The organism is Ruegeria sp. G12 (assembly GCF_056533565.1).
In genome coordinates this window covers 280408-305682 of the sequence record NZ_JBQFOO010000005.1, presented here as the reverse complement: position 1 = coordinate 305682, position 25275 = coordinate 280408, and the positions used below count along the sequence as shown (strand labels likewise).

Below are 25275 nucleotides of genomic sequence, written 5' to 3'. Positions count from 1 at the left end.
TAACCTGCCCCGCAACTCAGGAGGATTCGGATGTCCTTTTCCATAGCTGGCAAGACAGCGATTGTAACAGGCGGTGCCAACGGGATCGGGCTGGCCATCGGGCGGCATTTCGCGGATGCCGGGGCAAATGTCATGTTCGCCGACATGGACGAAAAGCGACTGGTCGACGAGTTGGGGAAAGAGGCCGATGACAGCAACATCCGCTACTTCGCGGGTGATCTGCGCGAGAAACTTACGATTGCCAACCTGCTTTCTGCCACGCTGGACGCGTTCGATCAGGTCGACATTCTGATCAACGGCGCACGGCAGGTGATCCAGTCGGACCCGCTGGATACGGACGACGACTCGGTCCGGACCCTGCTGAACCAGAACCTCATGCCGGCCCTCCGACTGAGCCAGTCGGTCGCCAAGCGCATGATCAAGCAGGCGGGGGATGATAACGACTCGGTCGCGGGGTCGATCATCAACCTGTCGTCCATTGCCGCACGCCGGACCCACCCCGACCTGATGGCCTATTCCGTCTCGACCGCAGCGCTGGATCAGATGACCCGTTCGTTGGCCGTGGCGCTGGCCCCGAACCGCATCCGCGTGAATTCAATTGCCTTGGGATCGGTGATGAGCGCCTCGCTACAATCGACACTCAAGGAAAACCGGGATTTCCGCGACGACATCGAAAAACACACCCCGCTGGCCCGCATCGCTGCGCCCACCGAACTGACCGAAACGGCGCAGTTTCTGGCCTCGGACGCAGCCGGTTTCATCACCGGGCAAATCCTGACAATCGACGGCGGCAGAACCCTGCTGGACCCCGTCGCAGCCCCGGCGCATTAAAACCCCATGTTCGATACCAAAAAATCCACCGCCTCTGGCTGGTTCCGCCAATTGCGCGACAATATCGTCGCCGCCTTTGAGCAACTTGAAGACAGCCACGACACCGGCCCGTTTTCAGATGCCAAACCCGGGCGCTTTGAGGTTCGCGAGACCACGCGCCAATCCGAGGATGGCTCGGATGCCGGGGGCGGCCTGATGTCGGTGATACGCGGCGGGCGGGTGTTCGAAAAGGTCGGTGTCAATGTCTCAACCGTTTACGGCACGCTGGGCGAACGGGCGCAACAGGCGATGGCCGCGCGCAAGGGCATTCCCGGCATGACCGAAGACCCCCGGTTCTGGGCGTCGGGCATCAGCCTTGTGGCGCATATGCAAAACCCGCATGTGCCTGCGGTCCACATGAACACGCGGATGTTCTGGACCCCCCATGCCTGGTGGTTCGGCGGCGGGTCCGATCTGAACCCCTGCATCGAATATGATGAGGACACAGTCCATTTCCACGCCACTCAGAAAGCGCATCTGGACCCGCACGGGCCGGGGCACTACCCGCGCCTGAAAGACTGGGCCGACGATTATTTCTACATCCCCCATCGCAAACGCGCGCGCGGGGTTGGCGGTATTTTCATGGATGACTACTGCACCGGCGACTGGCAGGCTGATTTTGCCCTGACACAGGACATCGGTCGGGCCTTCCTGCCCGCCTTTCTGCCGCTGGTCGAAAAACGCCGGGTGCAAGGATTCTCGGATGCCGACAAAGACACGCAACTGGTGCATCGCGGGCTCTATGCCGAATACAACCTTGTCTACGACCGGGGCACCAAGTTCGGTCTTGAAACCGGCCACGACCCGGACGCGGTTCTGATGAGCCTGCCGCCGCTGGCCAAATGGGTCTAACCCTCAGAACCCAAAATCCATGAAGTTGTCATAGCAATACTGCTGCGCCGAAACCGCCGACATGTTCTCGCCCACCCGCTTGACGGTGACGGAATAGCCCGGATTGGTATCAACGCCAGGCGGCGGGGTCATGGAAAACTCGACCGTGCGCACACCGGGTTCATAGGCTTTCGTGATGTAGATGCGCTGCGAGTTCGGCACCCCAAGCGTGCGGATGGCATAATCCCCGATCCCACACCAATAGTTCACCGGTGCTGAAGACCCCACGCCTTTCACCTGATAGACGCCGTCCTGCAAAGGCGTGACCTCGGTCCGGTTCAGAGGCTTGACGCTCAAACCGATGCCGACCGCCTGTGCAACGCAAGGCAGCGCCACCAACCCTAAAACGGCTGCTGTTCTGAAAACCCGCATCCTCGCACCCTCCGAAAATCAAACTCACGATAAGGTGTAACATAAGGTCCCGGCCATGTGAGTAAAGCTGTTCACTTTGCCTCGCGCGCGCCCGAGAAAATGGTATCAATACGACACCAGCTTGGCTAACATCCAGATATGATTGAACGTTGGGTGCGTCTTGAGCAGATCGTTTCCAAAGGACTGGTTCGACATCCCGCCCGAAAAATACGCGGATTTCGGGGCGATGTTCTATCTGGCTGGCCTGACCAAAACGCATCAGAAACGCAGCCTTTCTCAGGTTCTTTACGCGTTTGAAACCCCCTTGCGGCTGGGGCAGTACCACATCTTCCGGCAGAACGGATTTCCGCGCGGGTTTGTGACCTTTGCCGGTCTCAGCACCGAAGCGGAATACCGGTATGCAGTGCAGGAAAAATCCCTGACCGACGCCGATTTCACCAGCGGTCCGTCCTTCTGGATCATCGATCTGGTGGCTCCGTTTGGACAAACCAGCCAAATCGTGGATATTCTGAAGACGGAAATTCCGCACCCGCGCGTGCGCACCAACCGCATGGACAGCGATCTGACCCGCAACCGGATCGTCGAGTGGACGCGCGACGAAGCAGGCGAGGTGACGATGCACCTGTACCGAAAGAAAGAGTTCGAACGCAAACTGCAACAGGGCGAGTCATAAATGGTCTCAATTCCAGTCACAGGCGACCTGACCGGCGGCGTGACCGGGGACCCTCCGAACATAGCGACGGGGGCGCTGACGCTGGGCGATGGCACCCTGCCGATCGTCAACCAGGACTGGACGATTGCCACGCCGCCCGCCAATGGCACCGCCACCATTGATCCGAATACGGGCGACTGGACCTATACCGTGGACCCCGCGTTCTTCGACAGCTTGGACAACAATCAGGTGGTGTTCGACACGTTCACGGTCAACGTCACCGGTACGATTGCCACCGGTATCGGCAACCTGCCGTTCTTCGGCACGACCGACATCACCATCCGGATCGAAGGCGTGTGTTTCACCGCCGGGACGCTGATCGAAACCGAACAGGGCGCGCAGCTGATCGAGACGCTTGCGGCGGGCGATGCGGTCTGGACCGCCGACCACGGGTGGCAACCCATTCGCTGGATCGAAAGCAATACCCTGCCGCCGGATCGATTGCGCAGAAACCCGTCCCTGCGCCCGGTTCGCATCACCGCAGGCAGTCTTGGCCCGAACGCCCCCAATCGCGATCTTTTGGTGTCGCAGCAGCACCGCATTCTGGTTAGCGGCCCACGGGTCGAGTTGCTGTTCGGCGCAAGCGAAGTGCTGATCGCAGCCAAACATCTTTGCACGTGGCCCGGAATATCCGTTGAAACCTCTGACGAGCCGGTCGAATACCTGCACATCTTGCTGGACCGACACGAGATCCTGATGGCCGAGGGCGCGCGGGCCGAAAGCCTGTTTCTGGGGGATGAGGCATTGTACGGGCTGTCCTCGGACGGGCTGCAGGAACTGGCAGCCATTTTCCCGGATCGCCCGACGCCGCAGGGGCCGGGGTTCGGACGGGCCGCGCGGTTGATCCTGCGCGCGCACGAGGCGCGGGCGCTTGTCCCGGCTTAGTCCGCCGACCGTATGCGCCCACCCACATTCTGAGGGGCCAGAGCGACGGTTTTGATAACCGCATGGCAAGCGGTCCCAGGCTGAAGATCAAGCGCGGCAACCGACCGGCGGGTGACACGTGCCAGAATTACCCCGGCCGGGGTTTTGATCGACACAATTGCCCCCGGCCCTTCCCCGGCCCGGATGGCATCGACGGTTCCGGACAAAACGTTCAGGGCCGATAACCCTTCGGGCGGCTTGCTGGACAAGATTACTTCTTGCGCCGGGATGCGAATGCGCAACATCTCTCCGACCTTGTGCTGGATGCGCGGCAAAAACAAGCGGGCACCGCTGGCGTCAAGCTCAGTCAGCCCGTCCGGATGATGCTGCACCACCCGAACCTGCAGCACCGCACCAACCGCCCGCACCCCCGCAGGCGCTACGGCGGGGTCCGACAAAATCTCGGATGCGGGTCCGTGCCGCAAAACCTTGCCGTCCTGCAGCGCGACGACCGAAGTCGCCAGCCGCGCCACTTCTGCTGCGGAATGGGTGACATACAGGATCGGCACCGACACCTCGTCCCTGAGGTTCTCGAAATAGGGTAAAATCTCGGCCTTGCGCGCATCGTCCAGCGCCGCCAAAGGCTCGTCCGCCAGAATCAGGCGCGGGCTGGCCAACAAGGCGCGGCCAATGGCGACACGCTGCTTCTCCCCGCCCGACAGGCGTGCCGGACGGCGGTCCAGCAAGTGACCGACCCCCAGCATTTCGACCACCTTATCCGGATTTTCACGCGGCGCGCCGCGCGGGGCGAACCAGCGGCCATAAGCTAGGTTCTGACGCACGGTCAGATGCGGGAACAGCCGTCCTTCCTGAAAGATATATCCCAGCCGGCGCCGATGGGGCGGCAGCCAGTGGCCTTTTGCCGTATCGAACAGCTCCCACCCCTCGACAGAAACGCGTCCGGCGCTGGGTCGCAGCAACCCAGCCACCGCGTTAACAACAGTGGTCTTGCCAGACCCTGACCGGCCAAACAGAACCGTCACGCCGCGCGGAGCCTCGAAATCGAGGTCAAGATCGATCCCGGGCAAGTGGTGTTGCAAACGGACGGAAAGGCTCATGACCCGGCCACCCGTGCCGCCACGCGCCGTCCGACATATTCCGACAACAGCAGCGCGCCCATAGCGATGATGATTGAGATGACGACCAATCGCGTCGCCGCACTCTCCCCCCCCGGCACCTGCAGAAATGCGTAGACCGCCGAGGGCAGGGTCTGTGTCTGTCCCGGAATGTTGGAAACAAATGTGATCGTGGCCCCGAACTCTCCCATCGCCTTGGCGAAGGCCAGAATGGCCCCGGCGATCACGCCGGGTAGGATCATCGGCAAAGTCACAGTCGCAAAGACAAACGGGCGCGATGCACCCAGCGTTGCGCCCGCCTGTTCCAGCTTTGGGTCCACCGCCTCGATCGACAAGCGAATAGCCCGGACCATCAGGGGAAAAGCCACGATGCCAGCCGCCAGCGCGGCCCCCGTCCAGCGGAAGGCAAAGACGATGCCGAATTCGGCCAAAAACCGACCCACAGGCGCTTGCAGACCAAAAGTCAGCAACAGCAGATAGCCGGTCACAACCGGCGGCAGGATCAGGGGCAGATGCACGAGCCCGTTCAGAATCTGCCGCCCAGGAAACCGCCAACGGGCAAGGGCGTAAGCCACGAAGATGCCAAACGGCAACGTCGCCAGCGTGGCCCAGAACGACACGCGCAGCGACAGTTTCAGCGCTTCAAGTTCCGCAGGGCCAAGCCAGTCCATGCCACTCATCCTTGCGGCAGGGTGAAACCCTGCGCTTTGAATACGGCACCAGCTGCATCTGTCTTCAGGTGATCCAGAAACGCCTGCGCGCTCGGCCCCGCAGTTACCGCCGCCGCTGGGTAAATGATCGGAGGGTGCGTATCTGGCGGAATGGTTCCGATGACGCTGACGCTGGGATCGACAAGGGCATCGGAACGGTACACAACCCCCAAGGGCACGGCCCCGGCAGACACCAGCGCCAGAGCAGCGCGCACATTATCCGCCTGTGCAACCCGATCCTGTACCGCGTCCCAAAGCCCCAGCCCCTGCAACGCGGCCTTGCCATAAATCCCTGCCGGAACCGCATCGACCAGCGCCATGGCCAGATAGCCCTGCCCCAGTTCAGCCGCCAGATCGTAGTCCGGCCCGATCTGCCCAACCGGGGTCTTGCCCGCATCACCGATCAGTACCAGACCATTGCCCAGCAGATCAAAGCGCGAGGCAGCATTGATCAGTTTTCCATCCTGCAGCACATCCATCCAGTCGGGGTTTGCAGAAATAAAGACATCTGCCGGTGCCCCCAACTGTATCTGCCGCGCCAGAACCGAGGACGCCGCGTATGACACCGTAACGGTCTGCCCTGTCTGCTGTTCAAATTCCGGAACTATCTGATCCAGCGCGGTCTTAAGGCTGGCAGCAGCAAACACCAAAACCCCCTCGGCCCCGGCCCGGACCGGTGCCAGTGCCAATGCGCCAAGAACCAGCACCGCAGTCAGAACTCGGCGGACCGAGGATAAGGTCATGTGCGCTCCGGACCTAAGGGTTACAGTCGCAACGGGAATATCGGAGGGCGCAGGTGACACGCAAGCATCTTTGCCAATTCTGGACGCGGAAGCGCATTCAAATCGCTGCAAACTCGGCAAAATCGCCCGCCAAGAGGCATTTGCGCCAGATCAACGGCCGCAGACGCCGCAATCGGTCTTGATCCCGCCCACCGACCCGGTGAAATCTGGCACAAGCTCGCCCCGGCCAGACCAACAAAACAGGACATCGACAATGCTGCACGAAACGCCCGGCCTGATTGACGCCATCCGCGCCCGGTTCGCCCATGTCGAGGCCTGCCCTTTTCAAGGTAACCGCATCTTCTTCGAAAATGCCGGAGGCGCGCTGACCCTGAACTCGGTTGTCGAGACCTCGGCCAAATTCGCGGCCATTCCCGATAATCAGGGCCGGGACAACGTGGCCAGCCATGCGCTGGTCGATATCATCAACACGGCCAAGTCGGACCTGTCGGTGTTCATGAACACCTCGGGCGGTCAGTTCTTTGTCGGCGAAAGCGGGACCGAGCTTTTGTTCCGCATGATCCGCACTGCTTGCGTGAACGCTTCCAAGGGTAGCAAAGTGATCGGCAGTTCCATCGAACACCCCGCCAGCCGCAGCGCCGCGCGCCGCTGGGCGGGGATTGCCGGGCTGGATTACGTCAACGTTCCCCATGACGACGCCACCGGTCTGGTTACTCCTGACGCCTATGCCGCGTTGATGTCACCCGATGTGTCTGTCGCGACCATCCTGCACGCCTCACCCGTGACGGGCATGGGCATGGATGTCGCCGCTATCGCCCAAGCCATCCGCGACGTGGCCCCGGACTGCTTCATCATCGTCGACGGCATCCAGCATGCCGCCCACGGCCAGTTGGACCTGACCAGCTATGGCGTCGACGGCTACGCGATCTCGCCCTACAAAGTGTTCTCGCGCCACGGATATGGCATCGCCTGGATCTCCGACAGGCTGACCGCCCTGCCCCACGACCAGTTGATCGACGCCCCGGCAGAAGGCTGGGAGTTCGGCACCCGCGACACCGGAGCCTATGCGACCATGTCGGATGTCGTCGCCTATTTTGACTGGCTCGGTACGCAGGTCTCGGACAGCCCCGACCGCCGCGCCCGGATCGAGGCCGCGGGCCGCGCTATACACGCGTATGAAACCCACCTGACTAACGCGATGATCAACGGCACCGGCAACCTGCCTGGCCTTCGGGACATGGATCACGTCACCCTTCTGGCCGGCCCCGACAACCCTGCCCGCGAGGGGCTGGTGTCAATCATGGTGCGCGACATCCCTTCGGCTGAGGTCGTGACCCGTCTGAACGAACAAGGCATCCGCACCCATATCCGCAAGGCCGATCACTACAGCGGAAATGTCCTGACCCCGCTGGGTCTGAGCGACTGTATCCGGATTTCACTGTGCCACTACAACACCGAAGGCGAAGTTGCCCAACTTCTGGCCGCCGTAAACGAGATGTCCACCTGACGCGCCTTTCGCAAAGTCCGCTCAAGAAATTCGCGCCAACCCTCTTGCACCCGCGCGCAGGCTTGGCTACATGCACCGTCACGGGTGATTAGCTCAGTTGGTAGAGCGCTTCGTTTACACCGAAGATGTCGGGAGTTCGAGTCTCTCATCACCCACCATTCCTACTTACCGACAAATCACAGTATTTGCTGAGCGCAACACCGTCGATTGCAACCGGTTGCAACGTTGGTGCGGTAGTGCATAATACCCCAGCTATGGAAACACCCTCGACCCTTCTGCCCGGTCCGCATCGGGGACACCCACGATGAGCGTGACGTTGAAAGACGTCGCGGCGCTTGCGGGCGTGTCGCGCTCGGCTGTGTCGCGGACGTTTACCGAGGGCGCGTCGGTATCGGCCAAGACACGCAGCAAGGTAGAAAAAGCGGCGCGGGAGTTGGGGTATAGTCCGAATGCACTGGCCTCGTCGCTGACAACCGGGCGAACCAAGCTGATCGGGCTGATTTCGAACAACTTTCACAACCCAATTTTCCTTGAGGTGTTCGACCAGTTCACCCGTGCGCTGCAGGAACGGGGGCTGCGGCCTCTGATCGTCAACCTGACGGATGAGACCGAACCCGCCAATTCGGTGCGCATGCTGCGGCAGTACTCGGTCGATGCGGCCATCGTTGCCTCATCAACCCTGCCGCCCAGCTTTGCCAAGGCGTTTCACGATGCAGGCGTGCCGGTGGTGCATACCTTCGGGCGGTCTGCCACCTCGCCCGAGGTGCATGTGGTGGGGATCGACAACGTGGAATGCGGGCGCATGGCAGCGCGGGAACTGGTGGCGCGCGGGTATCGCCGTGTCGGATATCTGGGAGGACCGCAGGATGCGACCTCGGCGCTGGACCGGCATCGCGGGTTTATGGAGGAACTGTCAGGCCACCCCGACGTCGAGGCCACGCATTGCTTCGCCGGGGCCTATTCGTTCGAGGCCGGGCGGGCCGAGATGCTGCGTCTGCTGCGCGACACTCCGGCAGAGGCCTATTTTTGCGGCGATGATATACTGTCGGTCGGCGCGTTATCCGCCCTGAAGGATCACGGCCTGACCCCCGGCCAGGACATCGGCATCATCGGCCTGAACGATATGGAGATGTCGCGCTGGGAAAGCGTCGATCTGACCACCATTCACCAGCCGATCAAGCAGATCATCACCTCATCCGTCGATCTGGTCGAGGAGATGTTGAAAGAACCCCAGCGCTACCCCGAGGCCCGCATTTTCCCCTGCCGGGTGATCGAGCGGGGCACGTTGCGACCCCGCCTCTGACTATCTGAACATCGGCGGGCGGGCGTCCTGCCATGCGCCATCGGCTTTGCCCGAAGCAACAGCCGCATGCACCGCTGCAATCGACCGGACCCCGTCTGCCGCACCCGGCAGACCGTCGCGGAATTCTCCTTGGATCGCATCCGCCAGATCGCAGTAGATATTGGCCACTGCCAGCGGGAACCCCTCGGGGTGGGCGATGGCCACGCGGGACAGGCGCCGCACCTCGTCATGCAGGCCGCCTTCGCCTTTTTCGATGATCTGGGTGCGCCCGCCGACCGGCGTGTAGATCAACTGGTTTGGCTGTTCCGATGCCCAGAGCAACCCGCCCGTCTCGCCAAAGACCTGAATGTCGAACCCGTGCTGCCGCCCGATCGCGACCGAGGATGTCCACAGCCGCCCGACCGTTCCACCCTCCGTGCGGAAGCTGATCAGGGCGTCATCCTCCAACTCGCGGCTGGGGATGGTTGAGGCGAGGTCAGCGGACAGGGATTTGACCTCATCGTCGCAAACAAAGCTGGCCATGTGCAAAGCGTGGATGCCGCAATCGGCGAACTGGCCGGACACGCCCGCCATCGCGGGATCATAGCGCCAACGCACGCGCGGGTTGTCGGCATCTGTTGCATCCCCGTGGTGGCCATGGCTGAAATTGGTCACCACCAGACGCACCTTGCCGATCTCGCCTGCGCGAACCATTGCGCGGGCCTGACGCACCATTGGGTAGGCCGAATAGCAATAGTTCACCGCGCAGATTTTGCCGGATTTTTCGGCCACTCGAACGATCTCCTCCCCTTCTTCCACGGTCATGGTCATTGGCTTTTCGCAAAGCACGTTGAACCCTGCCTCAAGGAAGGCTTTCGAGATTTCAAAGTGGGTCGCGTTGGGGGTGGCGATTGTCACCAGATCAATGCGGTCGGCGCGGTCTTTTTCACCGGCCAGCATCTCTTTCCAGTCGCCATAGGCGCGGTCAGCGGCGATGCCCAGCCGCTGGGCATATTCGCGGCCCTGCTCGGGCCTGTGATCCAACGCGCCTGCGGCGAAGTCGAACAGCCCGTCGGCCTGAGCACCTAACCTGTGGGCGGGCCCGATCTGGCTGCCTTCACCCCCACCGATCATGCCCCATCTCAGCTTTGCCATGGTTTTTGTCTCTCACTCAAAATGTGCAGGTTGCGCGATCAGAAGTCGCTGATGTTTTTCCATTGCCGCTGGTCCGAGGATGCCAGCGCCGCCGCCACCACGCGGTTGACCTCATGCCCGTCGCGGAAGGTCGGCCAGATCGCTTCGCCTGAGTGGATCGCCTGCAGGAAATCCTTGGCCTCGATAATGATCTGGTCCTGATACCCGGTGCCGTGGCCGGGGCCCTGACAGAACGGTTCGTAATCCGGGTGGGCGGGGCCGGTCAGGATTTTGGTGAACCCTCTGGTGGCTTCTGGTCCGTCGTGACGGTAGAACCACAGGGCATTCTGATCCTCCTGATCGAACCGGATCGCGCCTTTTGTACCCGAGATTTCATAGGCATAGCCCATCTTGCGCCCGGTTGCGATGCGGCTGACGTAAATGTTCCCCATCGCACCGTTTCGAAACCGGCACATGATCTGGGCATGGTCATCATTGGTCACAGTGCCGCCGGGGCGGGTGTGGTGAACGGTTTCGACCTCGGCCATAACCTCGGCAATAGGTCCGATCAGGGCCAGCGCGCCGTTGATCATATGCGGTGCCAAATCCCCCATCGTGCCGTTCGGCATCCCGGTGGTGCGCCACGTGGCGGGGGCCTGCGGGTCGGCATAGAAATCTTCGGTATGTTCGCCGCGAAACCAGGTGATGTCGCCGATTTCACCGTCTTCAATCAGTTTGCGCGCATACTGGGTGGCAGGCGTTCGCACATAGTTGAACCCGACCATATTGGTCACTTGGGCCGTCTCGGCAGCGGCCACCATCGCCTGCCCGTCTTCCATCGACGATCCAAGCGGTTTTTCACACAGCACCGGTTTGCCCAAGGCAAGTGCTGCCTCGGCGATCCGGCGATGAGTGGACTGGGGTGAGGCGATCACGACGGCCTCGACCTTGGGGTCATTGACCAGCACCTGCCAGTCGTCGGTTGCGCGCTGAAATCCGTATGCCGCCCGGTAACGTTCGGCGCTTTCGGGGCTCGAAGCACAGATCACCTCAAGCCGGGGTCGCAATGCCGTGTTGAACACTGCGCCCACAGCCGCCATCGCGACCGAGTGCGCCTTGCCCATATAGCCGCCACCCACGATTCCAATTCCGATTTCAGGCATCTGTCACGGCTCCGAACATATCATTTGCAACCGGTTGCAAAATCAGTATCGTGTGAATCGATTCAACGCAAGGTCCAAACTTTGCCGATCCCACTTCGCCGGAGGACAAGACGTGAGCGCTTTGATGGACGGTATCAAAGGAAACCGGTTCGCCGTGTTCGGGCGCGCGGGCATGGACCTGTTCGCCGATCCGATCAACGTCAAAAGCGAGGATGCCGATACGTTCCACGCCGATCTGGGCGGGTCATCGGCCAATATCTGCGCCGGGCTGGTCAAGCTGGGCAGTCAGGCGTCGCTGATCACCTCGGTCTCGGACGATGCGGTGGGCCGGTTCTGCCTGAACCGGTTGCATCACTATGGCGTAGATACATCCTATATCCGGGTTCTGGGCGGCGAATATCGCATGTCGCTCGCGTTCTACGAAAGCCGGATGGAAAACTTCCAGAACGTCATCTACCGCAACGGGGCCGTCGATTTTCAGGTCACCGAAGAGGATATGGACAGGGTAGACTACACCGCCTTCACAGCGGCCCTTTCAGCGGGAACGGTGTTCGCCTCGGAACCCTCGCGCAGCGCCACGTTCCGCGCTTTTGACAACGCCCGCAAGGCGGGGTTGCCGGTGATTTTCGACATCGATTATCGCCCCTATAGCTGGCCATCTGCTGAAGTGGCGGCGGACGTTCTGTCGCGCGCGGGCGAAGCCAGCGACCTGATCGTCGGCAATGATGAAGAATTCGGTTTCATGGCCGGGGGCCTCGACAAGGGCTTTGCCAAGGCTCAAGAATTGGCCCGAAAGCCGGGGCGCGTCGTCATCTACAAGATGGGCGAAGAAGGTGCGGTGACTCTGGCCGATGGGCAAGAGATCAGAACCGGAATCTACCCCGTGGACGCCATCAAACCGGTAGGCGCAGGCGACAGTTTCATGGCCGGGCTTCTGGCTTCGATCGCGGCGGGGCATGCGCTGACGGATGCGGTGATGCGCGGCTCAGCCTGCGCCTCGATCGTGGTGTCGAAACCCGGCTGTTCCCCCGCGATGCCAACGACCGCCGAACTGGACGCGTTTCTGGCGTCGCATCCCGGCCCGACGACATAGGAGAGACCCATGCATATCGCGCCCTATGACAATCAGAACAAACCCATCGTCGATGCCGACGATCCCACGGTGCCGCTGAACTACTTCAACATCGTCAAGCTGAAAAAGGGCGAGGCTTTTGAGTACCAAGTGCCGGGATACGAGACCTGCATCGTCCCCGCCACCGGCAGCGTCGATGTGGATGTCGAGGGCGTGCCCTTCGCCAAGCTGGGCAACCGGGGCGAGGATGTCTGGGATGGCGAACCCGAAGGGGTTTACGTACCCGTCGGAGCCAAAGCGCAGATGGTCTGCTTGTCAGACGAGACCGAGGTGTTCATCGCCGGGGCCAAATACGACAAGGTGCTGGACCCGTTCGATGTGCGCGAACATGATCTTGTGCAATATGGCAGCGACGACACCAAGACCCATCGCAAGATCAAGCATATCCTGGGCCAGAAACAGCACGACAAGGTGGGCCGCCTGCTGGTCAGCGAGCTGTTCACGGTTGGTCAGGGCGGCTGGTCGGGTTTCCCCAGCCACAAGCACGACACCAACCGCCTGCCGGATGAGACCCGGCATGACGAGACCTATAATTTCCGCTTCAAACCCAACTGGGGCTCGGGCCTGCAGATGCTGCAACGCGAAGACAATGAGCCGGGCGATGCCTATCACATCGTCGACGGCTCAACGATCTGCATCGACACCGGCTATCACCCCTGCTGCGTGCTGCCGGGGTACGAGATGTACTACTTCACCATCCTCGGCGGTTTGAGCCAGCGCTCGCTGGTGCAGTATTTCCAACCCACCCATGCCTATCAGATCGAGACCATTCCGGGCATCAAAGACATGATCGCCAAGTTCAAATGACCCTTGTTACGCTGAAAGACGTCCTGACCCCGGCCTATGAACATGGATACGCCGTGGGCGGTCTGGTCACACTGGGGTGGGAGGATATGCGCGCCTATGTGGCTGCAGCCGAGGCGGAAAACGCGCCCCTGATCCTGCAGGCTGGTCCAAGCTGTCGCGAGCACACGCCGCTGCCCGTTCTGGGCAAGATGTTCCGCCATCTGGCCGAGGGGGCCTCGGTCCCGGTCGTGGCGCATCTGGATCATGGGTATACGTTTGAGGAATGCAGGATTGCATTAGACAGCGGATTTACCTCGCTGATGTTCGACGGATCGCGAAAGCCCCTTCAGCAGAATATCGACGAAACCGCCGCGATTGCGGAAATGGCTCATGCGGCGGGGATTTCCTGCGAAGGTGAGATCGGTTTTGTCGGCTATTCCGGCGGCGAAGGGTCGAACGGCACCGATCCGTCCGAGGCTGCGCAGTTCGCGCGCGATAGCGGCGTGGACGCAATGGCAATCTCGGTCGGCAATGTCCATTTGCAACAGGACAAAGAAGGCGGTCTGGACGAGGCGCGCATCGCCGAGATTGACGCTCTAACCGATGTACCGCTGGTGATCCATGGCGGCTCGGGCGTGCCGGTCGAGCAACGCAGCCGGTTGTCGCGTCAGACCTCGATCTGCAAGTTCAACATAGGCACCGAGCTGCGCATGGCCTTCGGCCACGCCCTGCGCGAGGCCGTGAACCGTGACCCCAACCGGTTCGACCGCGTGAGCATCCTGAAAGAAACGCAGGACCCGGTCGAGGCCGCTGCGCGCGTTGTGATCCGCGCTTTTGGGGCTCCGCCGCAGAAATAGTGTTTAGGCCTAGATCGACCCACCCTCAACCATGAAGTTCCCGGCACTGCACATGGCCGCATCGTCCGAGGCCAGAAACACCACCATCCGCGCCACATAGACCGGATCAATCGGATCGGGCAGACATTGGCGGTCGACCTGCTTTGCCAGCCCCTCGGGCGTGACCCACAGGTCTTTCTGGCGCTCGGTCATGATCCAGCCGGGCACGACGGTGTTTACGCGGATACGGTGATCCCCCAACTCGCGCGCCATGGTGCGGGTCAGGCCATGTACGGCGGATTTGGCGGTGGCGTAGGCCGGGAAACCTGCGCCCGCCTCCCACCACGAGTTCGAGCCGAGGTTGACGATGGCCCCGCTGCCGCGTTCGATCATCGCGGGCGCGACCGATTGGATTGTAAAGAACATATGACGGATATTCGTCGCCATACGTTCGTCCCAATAGTCTGGCGTGACCTCACGCCAGTCGTGCCGGTCATCGTGGGCCGCATTATTGACCAGAACATGGGCTGCACCGAGTTGACGCACCAGATCGCCCAGCGCGATACGCAGCGCTTCGATGTCGCGCAGGTCGCATTGGGCGAACGCATGCACCCCGTCCAGTTCCGCCAGCAGTGCCTGCCCGGCGTCGGCGTTGATGTCCAGAAACCCAACCTTGGCCCCTTGCGCGGCGAAGGCACGCACGGTTTCCGCGCCGATGCCTCCTGCCCCGCCGGTTATGAAGACGGTTTTGCCGTTGAGGCTGGGATAGGTGGCAAAGCTTGGGGTCATGCATCACGCTCCATAATCCATTCGACCTCGGGGGCCGGAACGAACCGCCATTTCCGCAGAGGTCCGGCCATGACGTTCAGGTAATACATCTCAAATCCGTAGGGGGCCCCGCAAGGGTGATGACCGCGCGGGACTAGGACGACATCGCCGTCGGAGACAGCCATCGTCTCATCGAGTTGACCGTCGTCGGTGTAGACCCGCTGGATGCCAAACCCGTTGGCCGGGTTGAGGCGGTGGTAATAGGTTTCCTCAAGATATGTGATCCGGGGGAAATCGTCCTCGTCATGGCGATGACTGGGGTAGGATGACCAGTGGCCGTTCGGGGTGAAGACCTCGGTCACCAACAGGCTATCGGCGTAGTCCTCGTTCTCCATGGCGATATTGTTGATATACCGCGTGTTTACGCCTTTGCCGCGTTCGGTCAGGGTGATCCCGTCTGGTCCGATCCGTCGCGCCGGATGCCCGCCTTTACCCGGGGCCGAGCACACGGCGATCACGCAATCGGTTTCCGCCACCGCCTCCCAGTCCGACCCGTTCGGCAGGTACAGGCAATGCGGTGGCGTCTTTTCAAACACGTTCATCCGGTCGCCGAGCACGCCCCAATCCTGCCCCGCACCGGTGATCTGCGCCTTGCCTTCGACCATGACCAGAATGACCTCGCGCTCGCCCGTGGCCTCGGCCACCCGGTCCCCGGCGCGCAGGTGGTAAAGGCCGAACCCGACATAGCGCCACACGGCACTGGCGGGCGTGATGTCGTGGACCTTGCCATGCGTTCCGAAAGGTTTTCTGAGCAGGTCTGCCATTTTAGTCTCCTTGATGCGCGCGCTATTGCGTCAGGCCGCTTGCCGCGATTGCAGGGCCGAAAGCGCCTTTTCCAAGTCCGCCTCAGACCACCCGTCACGGACCGCGCGCCGCAGGATATCGGCCTGACTTTCCGGCGCGTTGCCACCTATCGGCGGGTCGGTGTCCAGATTGGTCGGGAAAGGATAGCCTTCAGCCGTTGCGGCGATGGCGGCATCCAGTTCCGACACCTTCATTTGGCCCCGTTGCTTCAACGCAACCAGCGCCGGGAAAACGGCTTGCGACATTGCACGGCGGTCCACAGCCTCCATGGCGCGACCGAAGGCGGAGGAGATCTGCAGCAGGTTCGCCATGCGGTGAATATCTGCGCTGCTGTTTTCGCCTGCGGCGTGGAACAGGGCGGGGTTGAAGAAAACGGCGTCTCCCTTGGATAGAGGCAGTTGGATGCAGCTCTGTTCGAAATGATCCTGATGCGCCGGGTCGTGGAAGGCCAGATAGCCCGGCGGGTAGAGTTGCGAGAATGGTAGCAGCTTGGTCGGGCCGCTTTCCACCGGCATGTCGCAATGGGCCACCGCGCCCTGCAAGGTCAGCGAGGCCGTCACCAGATGCGCGTGGGCCGGATACAGCGCCGCGCCGTCGGCGCTTTGAAAGCCCAGATGAAAATCGCGATGCGCCTGCTGGGCCTTGCCGCCCGGACGCACCTGATTGATCTGCGCGGTCATCTGGTAGTTCGGCCCCAGCCATGCCTCACAGGCCGCCGCGACCGCGGTGTTGGCGAAATAAAGCGCAAACCCTTCCGGATCACGCAGGCACTGCTTTTGCAACGCATTCCAGACCCGATCATTCGCACCCGAGGCCGCAAAGTGATCGCCCTCGCCTGCGCCGCCTTGGCGTTCTTCGTCGATGATCTGGCGAAAGACCTCCGTCGCGCGGTCGATCACCGAGGTATCCTCGTAAGCGCCCCGCAGGACGATCACCCCGGCGGATTTACCAAGCACCCACGCCCATTCCGCCAGCAATGCAACCCGTTGGTCCGACTGCGCAAGCATAGGACGTAGCACGGCCATTTCATAGACCGGCACATTCTTTTCCACCGACGCCGCATGCGGCACCGTCGACCCCGAAAGCGTTTGAGCGGTTAATGCCCTGAACGCATCCAGATCACAGGACGCCCGGTCGAAGAAACCGACATATTCGGGGTCTTGATCCGCCATTATGTGCATCCTTCTGGTGGCTTCGGCGTTTCCGGCTCAGGCCGTGATCTGTAAACCTGCGGCGTTGCAAACCTCGACAATATGGTCATAGCCCATTTTCGAATACTCATAGGGCGGTGCCTTGGCCGGGTCCTGCTCGGCTTCGACGACGATCCAGCCGTCGTAATCCATCGCTTTCAGCGCATTCGCCACCGACTGGAAATCGATGCAACCATCGCTTGGCACGGTGAACGCACCGCCGACAACGGCATCGAGAAAACTGTGATCCTTCTCGCGCGTTGCCTGCACGACATGGGGGCGAATATCTTTGAAATGCACGTGATGCACCCGGTCGCCCCAGCGGTCCAGGGTCGCCATCACGTCGCCGCCACCAAACAGCAGGTGGCCGGTGTCAAAGCACAGGTTCACCTCGGGGTCCGACCCTTCCATAAGCCAGTTCACGTCATCTTCGCTTTCGATGATCGTGCCCATGTGGTGGTGGTAGGCCATAGGCATGCCTTGATCCCCCATCCATTTCGCCAGTTCCGTGATCTTGGCCGCGTAGGCCAGAACCTCGTCCTTTGTCAGCTTAGGCCGGTGGTTTACCGGGGTGCCGATCTGGCCCTGCACGGTGTTGGAACATTCGGCATAGACGATGCACGGGCTGTTCAGCGCCACGAACTGCTCGACCTGCGCGCGCACGGCCTCACGCTCCGTTGCGAAATCGTTGACCAGCGAGGCACCGGAACACCAGCCCCCGCACAGCGCTATATCATTCGCATCCAGATAGGCGCGCAGCCCTTTGGTGTCGCCGGGCATCCGCTGACCGCGTTCAACGCCGGTATAGCCGATCTCGCGCGCCTCTTTCAGCGCCTGCTCCATGGTGAAATCCGCCGTCAGGTCCGGCAGGTCGTCATTTTGCCAGGCGATCGGAGAGATCCCGATTTTCACGCTCATTGCGCGTTTCTTTCCTTGATCGCAACCTCATAGGCGGCGCGTTTTTCGTTCACCTCGGGCCGGATGCTGACCTCGGGCACCGCAACCTCCCACCATGTGCCGCCATATTCGGTCGAGGGGTAGGGATCGGTGTCGATGACCACCACGTAAGGACCCTTGATGTCGGACCGGTTGGCCAGCGCGTCTTCCAGTTCGGCAATGGATGAGACTTTGACCGAGGTTGCGCCCATCGCAGCCGCATGGGCCGCGAAATCAATGGCTGACGGGTTTTCGTGCACGGCGTGGTCCAGCAGGTTGTTAAATTCGGCCCCGCCGGTACCCATCTGCAGCCGGTTGATGCAGCCAAAGCCGCGATTGTCGGTAATGACGACTGTGAAGGACACGCCCATCATGGCCGCCGTCGCCATTTCCGAGTTCGCCATCATATAGGTGCCGTCGCCGGTAAAACAGATCACGTCGCGGTCGGGCTCGGCCATCTTGATGCCCATCGCTCCGGCGATTTCGTACCCCATGCAGCTAAAGCCGTATTCCATGTGATAGGCGCCGGGGCGTGGCGCTTTCCACAGCTTGTGCAACTCGCCCGGCATCGTCCCGGCCGCGCACATCACGACCGTATCGTTGTGCGAGGCACGCTGAACCGCGCCGACCACCTGCATGTCGGTGGGCAGGGCGTTGCCGTCGCCGGGGGCGTCTGTAAGCGTATCCACCTTGCCGAACCAGTCGGATTTGAGCGTGTCAGAAACCGGGTCGGCCCGGTAGCCCTGCAACCCTTCGCCCAAAGACTCCAGCCCCACGCGCGCGTCTGCCTGCAACGGCATCGCGCCGTGCTTTTCGGCGTCATAGGCCGAGGTATTGAGGCAGATCATCTCACGTTCGGGGTTCGAGAACAGACCCCAGCTTCCGGTGGTAAAATCCTGCAGACGGGTGCCGATCCCAAGAACCAGATCGGCCTCGGCGCAGACCGCATTGGCGGGCTCACCGCCGGTCACGCCCACGGGGCCGAGGTTCAGCGGATGATCCCAGGCCAGCGCCGACTTGCCGGCCTGTGTCTCGGTCACGGGGATGTTGTGGGTCTCGGCAAAGCTTTGCAGCGCATCGGTCGCGCCCGAGTAATGCACCCCTCCCCCGGCCACAATGACGGGTCGTTTGGCGGCCTTTATGGCGGCAACCGCGCGAGCCAGTTCTCCCTCATCCGGGCGAATACGGCGCTGATACCAGACGCGCGGCTCGAAGAAGCTTTCCGGATAGTCATAGGCTTCGGCCTGCACATCCTGACAGAAGGCCAGCGTCACCGGCCCGCAATCGGCAGGGTCGGTCATGGTGCGGAAGGCGCGCGGCAAGGCTGTCAGCAGATGTTCGGGCCGGGTGATGCGGTCGAAGTAACGGCTGACCGGGCGGAAACAGTCATTGGCGCTGACGGTGCCATCGCTGAAGTTTTCGGTCTGTTGCAGAACCGGGTCAGGGCCACGCGTGGCGAAGACATCGCCGGGCAGCAGCAGAACCGGCAGGCGGTTCACATGCGCCAACGCCGCCGCCGTGACCATATTGGTCGCCCCCGGCCCGATCGAGGATGTCACCGCCATCGCCCGCGTCCGCCGCATCTGCTTGGCGTAAGCAATCGCGCAATGGGCCATGGTCTGCTCGTTATGGCCGCGATAGGTGGGCAGACTGTCTTTCACCGCATGCAGCGCCTCACCCAGCCCCGCCACGTTACCGTGACCGAAAATGGCCCAGACACCGGCGATAAAGGGCTCTCCGGCCTCGTTCATCTGCGCGCCCAGATAACGCACCAGCGCCTGCGCCGCCGTCAGTCGGATTATCTTGCTCATTCGTGTTTCCTTTCAACACAAGGCCCCAAGGGGCGATCCGTTGAATTCCAGTTTTGCCAATATGTGTGACGGTCCTGCGTCAGACCGTACCGCCCAGGGACCCTTCCAGTTCGGCCATTTCCTGACCGCCTGCCATCAGGTCCTGCAGTTCTTCGGGCGTGATCTCTCCGCGTTTAGCCGTGCCCAGCGTCTGGCCGCGGTTGAGCACCGTGAACCGGTCGCCCACGGCCAGAGCGTGGCGCACATTGTGGCTGATGAATACCACGCCCACGCCCTGACTGCGCACCTTGTCGATGGTGGCCAGAACGTTCGCCGTCTGCCGGACCCCAAGGGCCGAGGTGGGTTCGTCCAGGATCAGGATCTTGGCCCCGAAATGCACCGCACGGGCAATGGCGACGGTCTGACGTTCGCCACCCGACAGGGTACCGACCGCCTGATCGGGGCCGCGCAGGTTGATGCCCATCTTGCGCATCTCTTCCATGGTGATCTCATCAGCCAGCTTCTTGTCGAAGAAGTTGATCCCGGCCACTTTGCGCGTCGGCTCATTCCCCATGAAGAAATTGCGGCTTACGCTCATCAGCGGGATCATCGCCAGATGCTGGTGCACCGTTGCGATCCCGGCGGCGATGGCGTCACGCGGGTCCTCGAAATGCATCGGTTTGTCTTCGAAGAAAATCTCACCAGCGGTTGGCTTATGCACCCCGGACATCGTCTTGATAAAGGTCGACTTACCCGCGCCATTGTCCCCCAACAGGCAGTGGCATTCACCGGGCTTCAGGTCAAAACTGACCCCCGCCAGCGCGATGACCGAGCCAAAATGTTTCTGGATATCGACCATGCGGATGATCGGCTTGTCGGCGGCTGCGTCGCCGTGGTGAAATTTGCTGTCTTCAGTCATCTCAGCGTTCTCCTGTGATGATGCGACGGATATAGGTGTTCAGGATCACGGCCCCCAGTAGGATCACGCCCAAGAACACCCGGAACAGAGAGCTTTCAACCCCTGCAAAGAACAGTCCCTGCTGCACCACACCAAAGATCAGCGCGCCCAAAGCGGCGCCCAGAACCGAGCCGTACCCGCCGGTCAGCAGCGCGCCGCCGATAACCACGGCGATAATCGCCTCGAATTCTTTCAGCAGGCCCCGGTCGGCCCCGGCCGAGCCGAACTCCATCACCTGACAGGTGGCAAAAACCGTGGCGCAGAAGGCGGTGAACATGAACATCAGGATCTTGACCTTGTTCACCGGAACACCCGAGTTCCGGGCGGCCTCGGCGTCACCGCCCGCAGCGAAAATCCAGTTTCCAAACTTGGTCTTGGTCAAAAGAACATGACCGAAAATGATAATCGCAATGGCCCAGATGATCAGCATCGGGATGCCATCAACAACCGGTTGACCAGCCCGCGTGCCGCGTTCGAAGGTCTCTATTATGCCAGCATCGCCCAGCCAGACGAACAGACCTTTAAACACCTTGCCGCCGAAGACCGAGGCCAGCCAATCCCCTTCGGCCACATCCCGGATACCGCCGATGATGGTCTTACGTTCAATCGTTTGCGGCAGGAAAATCGTGAAGCCGCGCAGGATGAACAGGAAGGCCAGCGTGACAATAAAGCTTGGCAGGCCTGTGCGCACCACGATGAACCCGTTCAGCGCCCCGATGGCCACGCACAGTACAAATGTCACCATGATGGCCATCCAGACCGGCCAACTCATCGTGACCGAGAAGATGGCGATCATCATGCCCGCAAAGCCGATCATCGAGCCGACCGACAGGTCAAATTCGCCAGCGATCATCAGCAGGCAAGCGCCCACGGCGATGATCATGAACTGCGCCGAGACGACCGACCAGTTCATCACGCCCTGCGCGGTGAACATGCCGCTGTCGAAAGCGAACAGCAGGAAGAATGTGAAAACGGCAACCGTGCCCACCATACCGCCCAGTTCGGGCCGGATCAGGGCCCGACGCAGCGGTGATATCTGCTTGATCCGTTCGTCACTGGCAGCAGTGGTCTGCGCTGATTCAGTCATCATAGTCCTCCCACGCGGCGGTCTTGTGTCTTGAAACGTCAGGCCGGTACGGGCGCGCCTATGCCGCCCGTACCTTGGGTGAAGATCAGCGGTATTCGCCCGCGAACTCTTCGATTTTGCTCAGCCCGTCTGCGGTCACGAAACCGGGGCCCGAGTTGATGTTGTTGCCCGGCAGAACGCCATAGCGGTGGTAATTGGCCATCACCACAACCGGCAGATAGGCCTGCAGGAAGGGCTGCTGGTCGATGCCCCACTGAATGGTGCCGTCCTTGATGGCCTTTACGATTTCACCACCCAGATCGAAGGTGCCGAAATAGATGTCACCGGCCATGCCGTTTTCCTGCAGCGCCAGAATCGTCGGATCGGCCGAGGTCGGGCCAAGCGTCAGAACCGCATCGGTGTCGGGATTGGCCGACAGATACGCCAGAACCCGGTTCTTGATCTCAGCCGGGTCCTGACCCGCGTCGATCATCTGCTCACCCAGGTCAACGCCCAGACCGTCGGCAAAGCCCTGGCACCGCTCCTGACTGGACGGCTGCACGATATAATGGTTCACGCAGAGGAACGATCCGATGCCGTCACCCTTTGCGCGCTGACCAGCGGCAAAACCTGCATCGTATTCGGGCTGACCGACATACATCAGCGCCCCGACCTCACGCGCTTTTTCAGGCGTGCCGGTGTTCATGATGATGACGTCGATACCGGAATCCACAGCCGCTTTGATCGGGCCCTCCAGAATGTCGGGATCGGCCAGCGTGGTGATGATGCCGTTGGGGCCCGAGGCCGCCGCCTGATCAATGATCCGCGCCATGTCGGCAAGGTCACCGGTGGGCGGGTTGCGGTATTCCACCTCGACACCCATCTGCTCACCCGCAAGGGCGATGCCGTTCTTGATCGTGTTCCACCAGCTGTCGCTGTCCGGCGCGTGGCTGACCAGAATGTACTTCTCGCCTTCCGCCACAGCGCCAGTTGCGCTGCCAAGGGCGACGGCACTGGCCATCAGCACCCCTTTTACGAACGTTTTCATTTCCATTCCTCCCATTAGAACAGTCTGTCTTTTGGCCGGGGCCTCAGCCCCGATCATCCGGCACTGCCGAATCTCTGCGGCTCCGATCCTGTACGGAGCTGGCTTCAGTTTGAAGAAATCTTCTCATTTTGCAACCGGTTTCAAAATTTCAGCCATCTGCACCGGCACACCCGACTGCGCCGAGCGTGTCGCGGCCTCGGCCATCGCAAGTGCCGCAACGCCATCCTCCAGCGTTACCGGAACCGCCGTTTTGGACCGGACGCAGTCCACAAAAGCCGCCCATTCCGCTTTGTATGCGGGCATGTAGCGTTCGAGGAAAAAATAGGTGGGCTTGGCCCCGACAATCCCGTCGGCCGTCGCCTTGATGATGTTGTTTTCCATCACGTTCTGCGCCTGCAACAGCCCTTTTGAGCCCAGCAATTCAACCCGCTGATCATAGCCATAGGCCGCACGGCGCGAGTTCTTGATCACCGCGATCCGGCCATCCGCATAGGTCATGGTCGCCACCGCCGTATCCACGTCCCCGGCGGCACCGATTTCGGGATCGACGACCGAGGTTCCAACGGCCGAGACCGTCACCGGCAGATCGCCCATCAGAAAGTTCGCCATATCAAAGTCGTGGATCATCATGTCCCGGAACAGACCGCCAGAGACTTTAACATAGCTCACCGGCGGCGGCGCGGGATCGAACGAGGTGATCGACAGCATCTCGGTCTTGCCGATCTCACCCGCATCTGCAGCGGTCTTGATCGCCGAAAAACCGGAGTCGAACCGGCGGTTGAACCCGACCATCACAGGCTGACTATGCGCCGCGACCGTCGCCTGACAGGCCAGGGCGCGTTGCAAATCCAGATCGACCGGCTTTTCACACAGAACCGCTTTTCCCGCCTTTGTCGCAGCTTCGATCAAATCCGAATGGGTATCTGTCGGGGTCGCGATCAGAACGGCGTCAATTTCAGGGTCCGCGATGATCTCATCCGCGCTGCGCACCTGCGCGCCGTAGTCCTGCGCCAGGCTGGTGGCCGCATCCTGAACCGCATCCGCGACCGCACTCAGCGCGCTGTGCGGATGCGCCGCAATGGCCTGCGCATGAACGCGTCCAATGCGACCCGCACCAAGCAGTCCAACCCTCAGCATGCCAAACTCCCGATTCTAGCGTGCCTGCACAATGCTCATCTTTGCAACCGGTTGCAATAATTTTTTCCGAGCGTTGGAAAATCAGCGGACTCTGCCCGGTCACGAGGATGCGGGGCGCCCGTAAGATCACAGACCCCTTGTGCACAAACCCGCCCAAAATAGAAGTTTCACTATTTTGTGCGCACCATCCGTCTTGCCAGCGTAGCGTGGCGCAAGTATCGACAACGGCAAGACGGTCACCTTTGAACGCGGGCTTCCGAGCGCATTCATATAAAAGGTTAAAGATGGTACTACGTAGTTTCTTCGCCCTCGACAGTTCCAGCATGATCGTAACGTCGAGCCCGAGCGCCGGGATCGTCGGCAACCCGATCATCAACAACTCTGACACGCCAGACGGAACCGTTTTCCAGTACAGTTCCGGCACTGGCACGACGGTCACGTTGGACGACACAGGCGGCAGCCAAGACATTTTTGGCGATGATGATGAGTTCAACCACGTTATCACCGATGGCGGTGGGCTGGTCGCAAATGGCACCCCGGTTGAATCGGAATCCTTCATCGATGTGCGTGCCCTGGATTCAGGCGGATCGCCAACAGGTCCAGTCATACGCCTTTACGTTTTTTCCCAAAACGGCGTCACTCAAGATGTCTGGGGTTTCGGCTCATCCGCCCCTCTGGTCGATGGCACGTCGTATGTGAAGGTCAGCGGGTCGAATGCGGGTTCTTCCACCTACACCGACTACATCACCTGCTTTGCAGACGACACGATGATCGAAACGGCAAGCGGGCAAATTCCGGTGCAGGACATCGCTATCGGTCAAAAGGTCTGGACCCGCGACAGCGGCTTGCAGCCCGTGCGTTGGGTTGGCTCGACAACGGTTCCGGGTACAGGCAGTTTCGCACCCGTTGTTTTTGCGCCGGACTCCATCGGAAACCAGGCCGAACTTGTCGTGTCGCAACAACACCGCATCCTGCTGGAAACACCGGTCGCCGAAGTTCTGTTCGGCAGTTCCGAAGTTCTGGTCGCGGCCAAGCAACTGTGCGGCCTGCCGGGGGTTTCCATCCGCGCACAGGACGAAATCCGGTACACGCATTTCATGTTTGACCGGCACCAAATCGTCCGCGCGAACGGCACACTGACCGAGAGCTTCTTTCTGGCCCAAGGCGCAGTCCGCGCGCTCGACCGAAACCAGCGCGATGAAATTCTGTCCTTATTCCCGGAACTGGCCGTCGACCCAAGCGCATTTGGAACGACAGCAGCCATCACCCTCAAATCTCATGAGGTCGATGTTCTGAAACGCCACATGGGATCATTGTGGGCCTGAGGCAGAGATCGCCTGGTGGTTTGACGAATCTTGCTAAGATTCCAAGGCTGCACAT

Annotated in this window: 25 protein-coding genes and 1 tRNA gene; 11 read left to right on the top strand and 15 right to left on the bottom strand. The window is 61.2% G+C overall.

Annotated features, from left to right (window positions below):
• Positions 1–30 precede the first annotated feature (30 nt).
• Positions 31–831 carry an SDR family NAD(P)-dependent oxidoreductase gene (locus tag ACR0JN_RS14025; RefSeq protein WP_480819020.1) on the top strand — a complete coding sequence of 267 codons (801 nt, stop codon included), beginning with the start codon at positions 31–33 and terminating at the stop codon, positions 829–831.
• Positions 832–837: 6 nt separating this feature from the next.
• A complete protein-coding gene (gene hemF / locus ACR0JN_RS14020) occupies positions 838–1722 on the top strand; it encodes an oxygen-dependent coproporphyrinogen oxidase (RefSeq protein WP_480886419.1) in 885 nt (294 codons plus the stop codon).
• A 3-nt stretch (positions 1723–1725) separates the two neighbouring features.
• Here the strand turns inward: hemF and ACR0JN_RS14015 are convergent, their stop codons facing one another.
• Positions 1726–2133, bottom strand: a complete 408-nt coding sequence (locus ACR0JN_RS14015; RefSeq protein ID WP_480886417.1) for a hypothetical protein — start codon at positions 2131–2133, stop codon at positions 1726–1728.
• Between the two features lie 160 nt (positions 2134–2293).
• On the opposite strand from ACR0JN_RS14015, the gene ACR0JN_RS14010 reads away from it, so the two are divergent.
• A complete protein-coding gene (locus tag ACR0JN_RS14010; protein WP_480886416.1) occupies positions 2294–2806 on the top strand; it encodes a toxin-activating lysine-acyltransferase in 513 nt (170 codons plus the stop codon).
• The gene (locus ACR0JN_RS14005) at positions 2807–3730 is read left to right on the top strand and encodes a Hint domain-containing protein (protein WP_480886414.1); all 924 of its coding nucleotides are present in this window, start codon (positions 2807–2809) and stop codon (positions 3728–3730) included. It abuts the gene before it with no gap.
• Here the strand turns inward: ACR0JN_RS14005 and modC are convergent.
• From modC to modA, 3 genes are read right to left on the bottom strand one after another with little or no spacing between them, the layout of a single operon-like run.
• Positions 3727–4827 carry a molybdenum ABC transporter ATP-binding protein gene (modC, locus tag ACR0JN_RS14000; RefSeq protein WP_480819025.1) on the bottom strand — a complete coding sequence of 367 codons (1101 nt, stop codon included), beginning with the start codon at positions 4825–4827 and terminating at the stop codon, positions 3727–3729. The two genes, ACR0JN_RS14005 and modC, sit on opposite strands and share 4 nt — an antisense overlap.
• The gene (gene modB, locus ACR0JN_RS13995) at positions 4824–5516 is read right to left on the bottom strand and encodes a molybdate ABC transporter permease subunit (RefSeq protein WP_480819026.1); all 693 of its coding nucleotides are present in this window, start codon (positions 5514–5516) and stop codon (positions 4824–4826) included. Before modB ends, modC begins: the two co-directional genes overlap by 4 nt.
• A gap of 5 nt (positions 5517–5521) precedes the next feature.
• A complete protein-coding gene (modA, locus tag ACR0JN_RS13990; protein WP_480886413.1) occupies positions 5522–6298 on the bottom strand; it encodes a molybdate ABC transporter substrate-binding protein in 777 nt (258 codons plus the stop codon).
• 253 nt (positions 6299–6551) lie between these two features.
• Between modA and ACR0JN_RS13985 the strand changes: the two genes are divergently transcribed.
• The 3 genes from ACR0JN_RS13985 (at position 6552) to ACR0JN_RS13975 (ending at position 9108) form a co-directional block, all read left to right on the top strand.
• Positions 6552–7805: an aminotransferase class V-fold PLP-dependent enzyme gene (locus ACR0JN_RS13985; protein ID WP_480886411.1), complete on the top strand. Its 1254-nt coding sequence runs from the start codon at positions 6552–6554 to the stop codon at positions 7803–7805.
• A gap of 82 nt (positions 7806–7887) precedes the next feature.
• Positions 7888–7963: transfer RNA gene (locus tag ACR0JN_RS13980), tRNA-Val, on the top strand.
• A gap of 146 nt (positions 7964–8109) precedes the next feature.
• On the top strand, positions 8110–9108 hold the full coding sequence (locus ACR0JN_RS13975; protein ID WP_480886409.1) for a LacI family DNA-binding transcriptional regulator: 999 nt from the start codon (positions 8110–8112) through the stop codon (positions 9106–9108).
• On the opposite strand, the gene ACR0JN_RS13970 is transcribed toward ACR0JN_RS13975, so the two are convergent.
• Positions 9109–10242 carry a Gfo/Idh/MocA family protein gene (locus ACR0JN_RS13970; protein WP_480886407.1) on the bottom strand — a complete coding sequence of 378 codons (1134 nt, stop codon included), beginning with the start codon at positions 10240–10242 and terminating at the stop codon, positions 9109–9111.
• 38 nt (positions 10243–10280) lie between these two features.
• Positions 10281–11384, bottom strand: a complete 1104-nt coding sequence (locus tag ACR0JN_RS13965; RefSeq protein WP_480886404.1) for a Gfo/Idh/MocA family protein — start codon at positions 11382–11384, stop codon at positions 10281–10283.
• Between the two features lie 124 nt (positions 11385–11508).
• Here ACR0JN_RS13965 and iolC point away from each other — a divergent pair, with 124 nt between their 5' ends.
• The 3 genes from iolC to ACR0JN_RS13950 are packed head-to-tail and all read left to right on the top strand — an operon-like array spanning position 11509 to position 14159.
• Positions 11509–12477, top strand: coding sequence for a 5-dehydro-2-deoxygluconokinase (gene iolC, locus ACR0JN_RS13960; protein WP_480886451.1), 969 nt, complete (start codon positions 11509–11511; stop codon positions 12475–12477).
• A 9-nt stretch (positions 12478–12486) separates the two neighbouring features.
• Positions 12487–13323 (top strand): 5-deoxy-glucuronate isomerase, encoded by an 837-nt coding sequence (locus ACR0JN_RS13955; protein ID WP_480886402.1) that lies wholly within the window; start codon positions 12487–12489, stop codon positions 13321–13323.
• Complete coding sequence (locus ACR0JN_RS13950) at positions 13320–14159, top strand: class II fructose-bisphosphate aldolase (protein ID WP_480886400.1); 840 nt, start codon at positions 13320–13322, stop codon at positions 14157–14159. The genes ACR0JN_RS13955 and ACR0JN_RS13950 overlap by 4 nt, the downstream gene beginning before the upstream one ends.
• Before the next feature lie 9 nt (positions 14160–14168).
• On the opposite strand, the gene ACR0JN_RS13945 is transcribed toward ACR0JN_RS13950, so the two are convergent.
• From ACR0JN_RS13945 to iolG, 9 genes are all read right to left on the bottom strand, one after another.
• Complete coding sequence (locus tag ACR0JN_RS13945; RefSeq protein ID WP_480886398.1) at positions 14169–14927, bottom strand: SDR family NAD(P)-dependent oxidoreductase; 759 nt, start codon at positions 14925–14927, stop codon at positions 14169–14171.
• A complete protein-coding gene (gene iolB / locus ACR0JN_RS13940) occupies positions 14924–15730 on the bottom strand; it encodes a 5-deoxy-glucuronate isomerase (protein WP_480886396.1) in 807 nt (268 codons plus the stop codon). Before iolB ends, ACR0JN_RS13945 begins: the two co-directional genes overlap by 4 nt.
• Positions 15731–15760: 30 nt before the next feature.
• Positions 15761–16942, bottom strand: coding sequence for a phytanoyl-CoA dioxygenase family protein (locus ACR0JN_RS13935; RefSeq protein ID WP_480886394.1), 1182 nt, complete (start codon positions 16940–16942; stop codon positions 15761–15763).
• Positions 16943–16978: 36 nt separating this feature from the next.
• Complete coding sequence (iolE, locus tag ACR0JN_RS13930) at positions 16979–17878, bottom strand: myo-inosose-2 dehydratase (protein WP_480886392.1); 900 nt, start codon at positions 17876–17878, stop codon at positions 16979–16981.
• Positions 17875–19707, bottom strand: a complete 1833-nt coding sequence (gene iolD / locus ACR0JN_RS13925) for a 3D-(3,5/4)-trihydroxycyclohexane-1,2-dione acylhydrolase (decyclizing) (protein ID WP_480886390.1) — start codon at positions 19705–19707, stop codon at positions 17875–17877. The genes iolE and iolD overlap by 4 nt, the downstream gene beginning before the upstream one ends.
• Positions 19708–19786: 79 nt before the next feature.
• The gene (locus ACR0JN_RS13920; RefSeq protein WP_480818862.1) at positions 19787–20605 is read right to left on the bottom strand and encodes an ATP-binding cassette domain-containing protein; all 819 of its coding nucleotides are present in this window, start codon (positions 20603–20605) and stop codon (positions 19787–19789) included.
• Position 20606: 1 nt separating this feature from the next.
• Complete coding sequence (locus ACR0JN_RS13915; RefSeq protein WP_480886389.1) at positions 20607–21731, bottom strand: ABC transporter permease; 1125 nt, start codon at positions 21729–21731, stop codon at positions 20607–20609.
• A gap of 85 nt (positions 21732–21816) precedes the next feature.
• Positions 21817–22758 (bottom strand): sugar ABC transporter substrate-binding protein, encoded by a 942-nt coding sequence (locus tag ACR0JN_RS13910; protein WP_480818864.1) that lies wholly within the window; start codon positions 22756–22758, stop codon positions 21817–21819.
• Positions 22759–22881: 123 nt separating this feature from the next.
• Positions 22882–23895: an inositol 2-dehydrogenase gene (gene iolG, locus ACR0JN_RS13905; protein ID WP_480886387.1), complete on the bottom strand. Its 1014-nt coding sequence runs from the start codon at positions 23893–23895 to the stop codon at positions 22882–22884.
• A 284-nt stretch (positions 23896–24179) separates the two neighbouring features.
• Here iolG and ACR0JN_RS13900 point away from each other — a divergent pair, with 284 nt between their 5' ends.
• Positions 24180–25220 (top strand): Hint domain-containing protein, encoded by a 1041-nt coding sequence (locus ACR0JN_RS13900; RefSeq protein ID WP_480886386.1) that lies wholly within the window; start codon positions 24180–24182, stop codon positions 25218–25220.
• Positions 25221–25275: the final 55 nt, after the last annotated feature.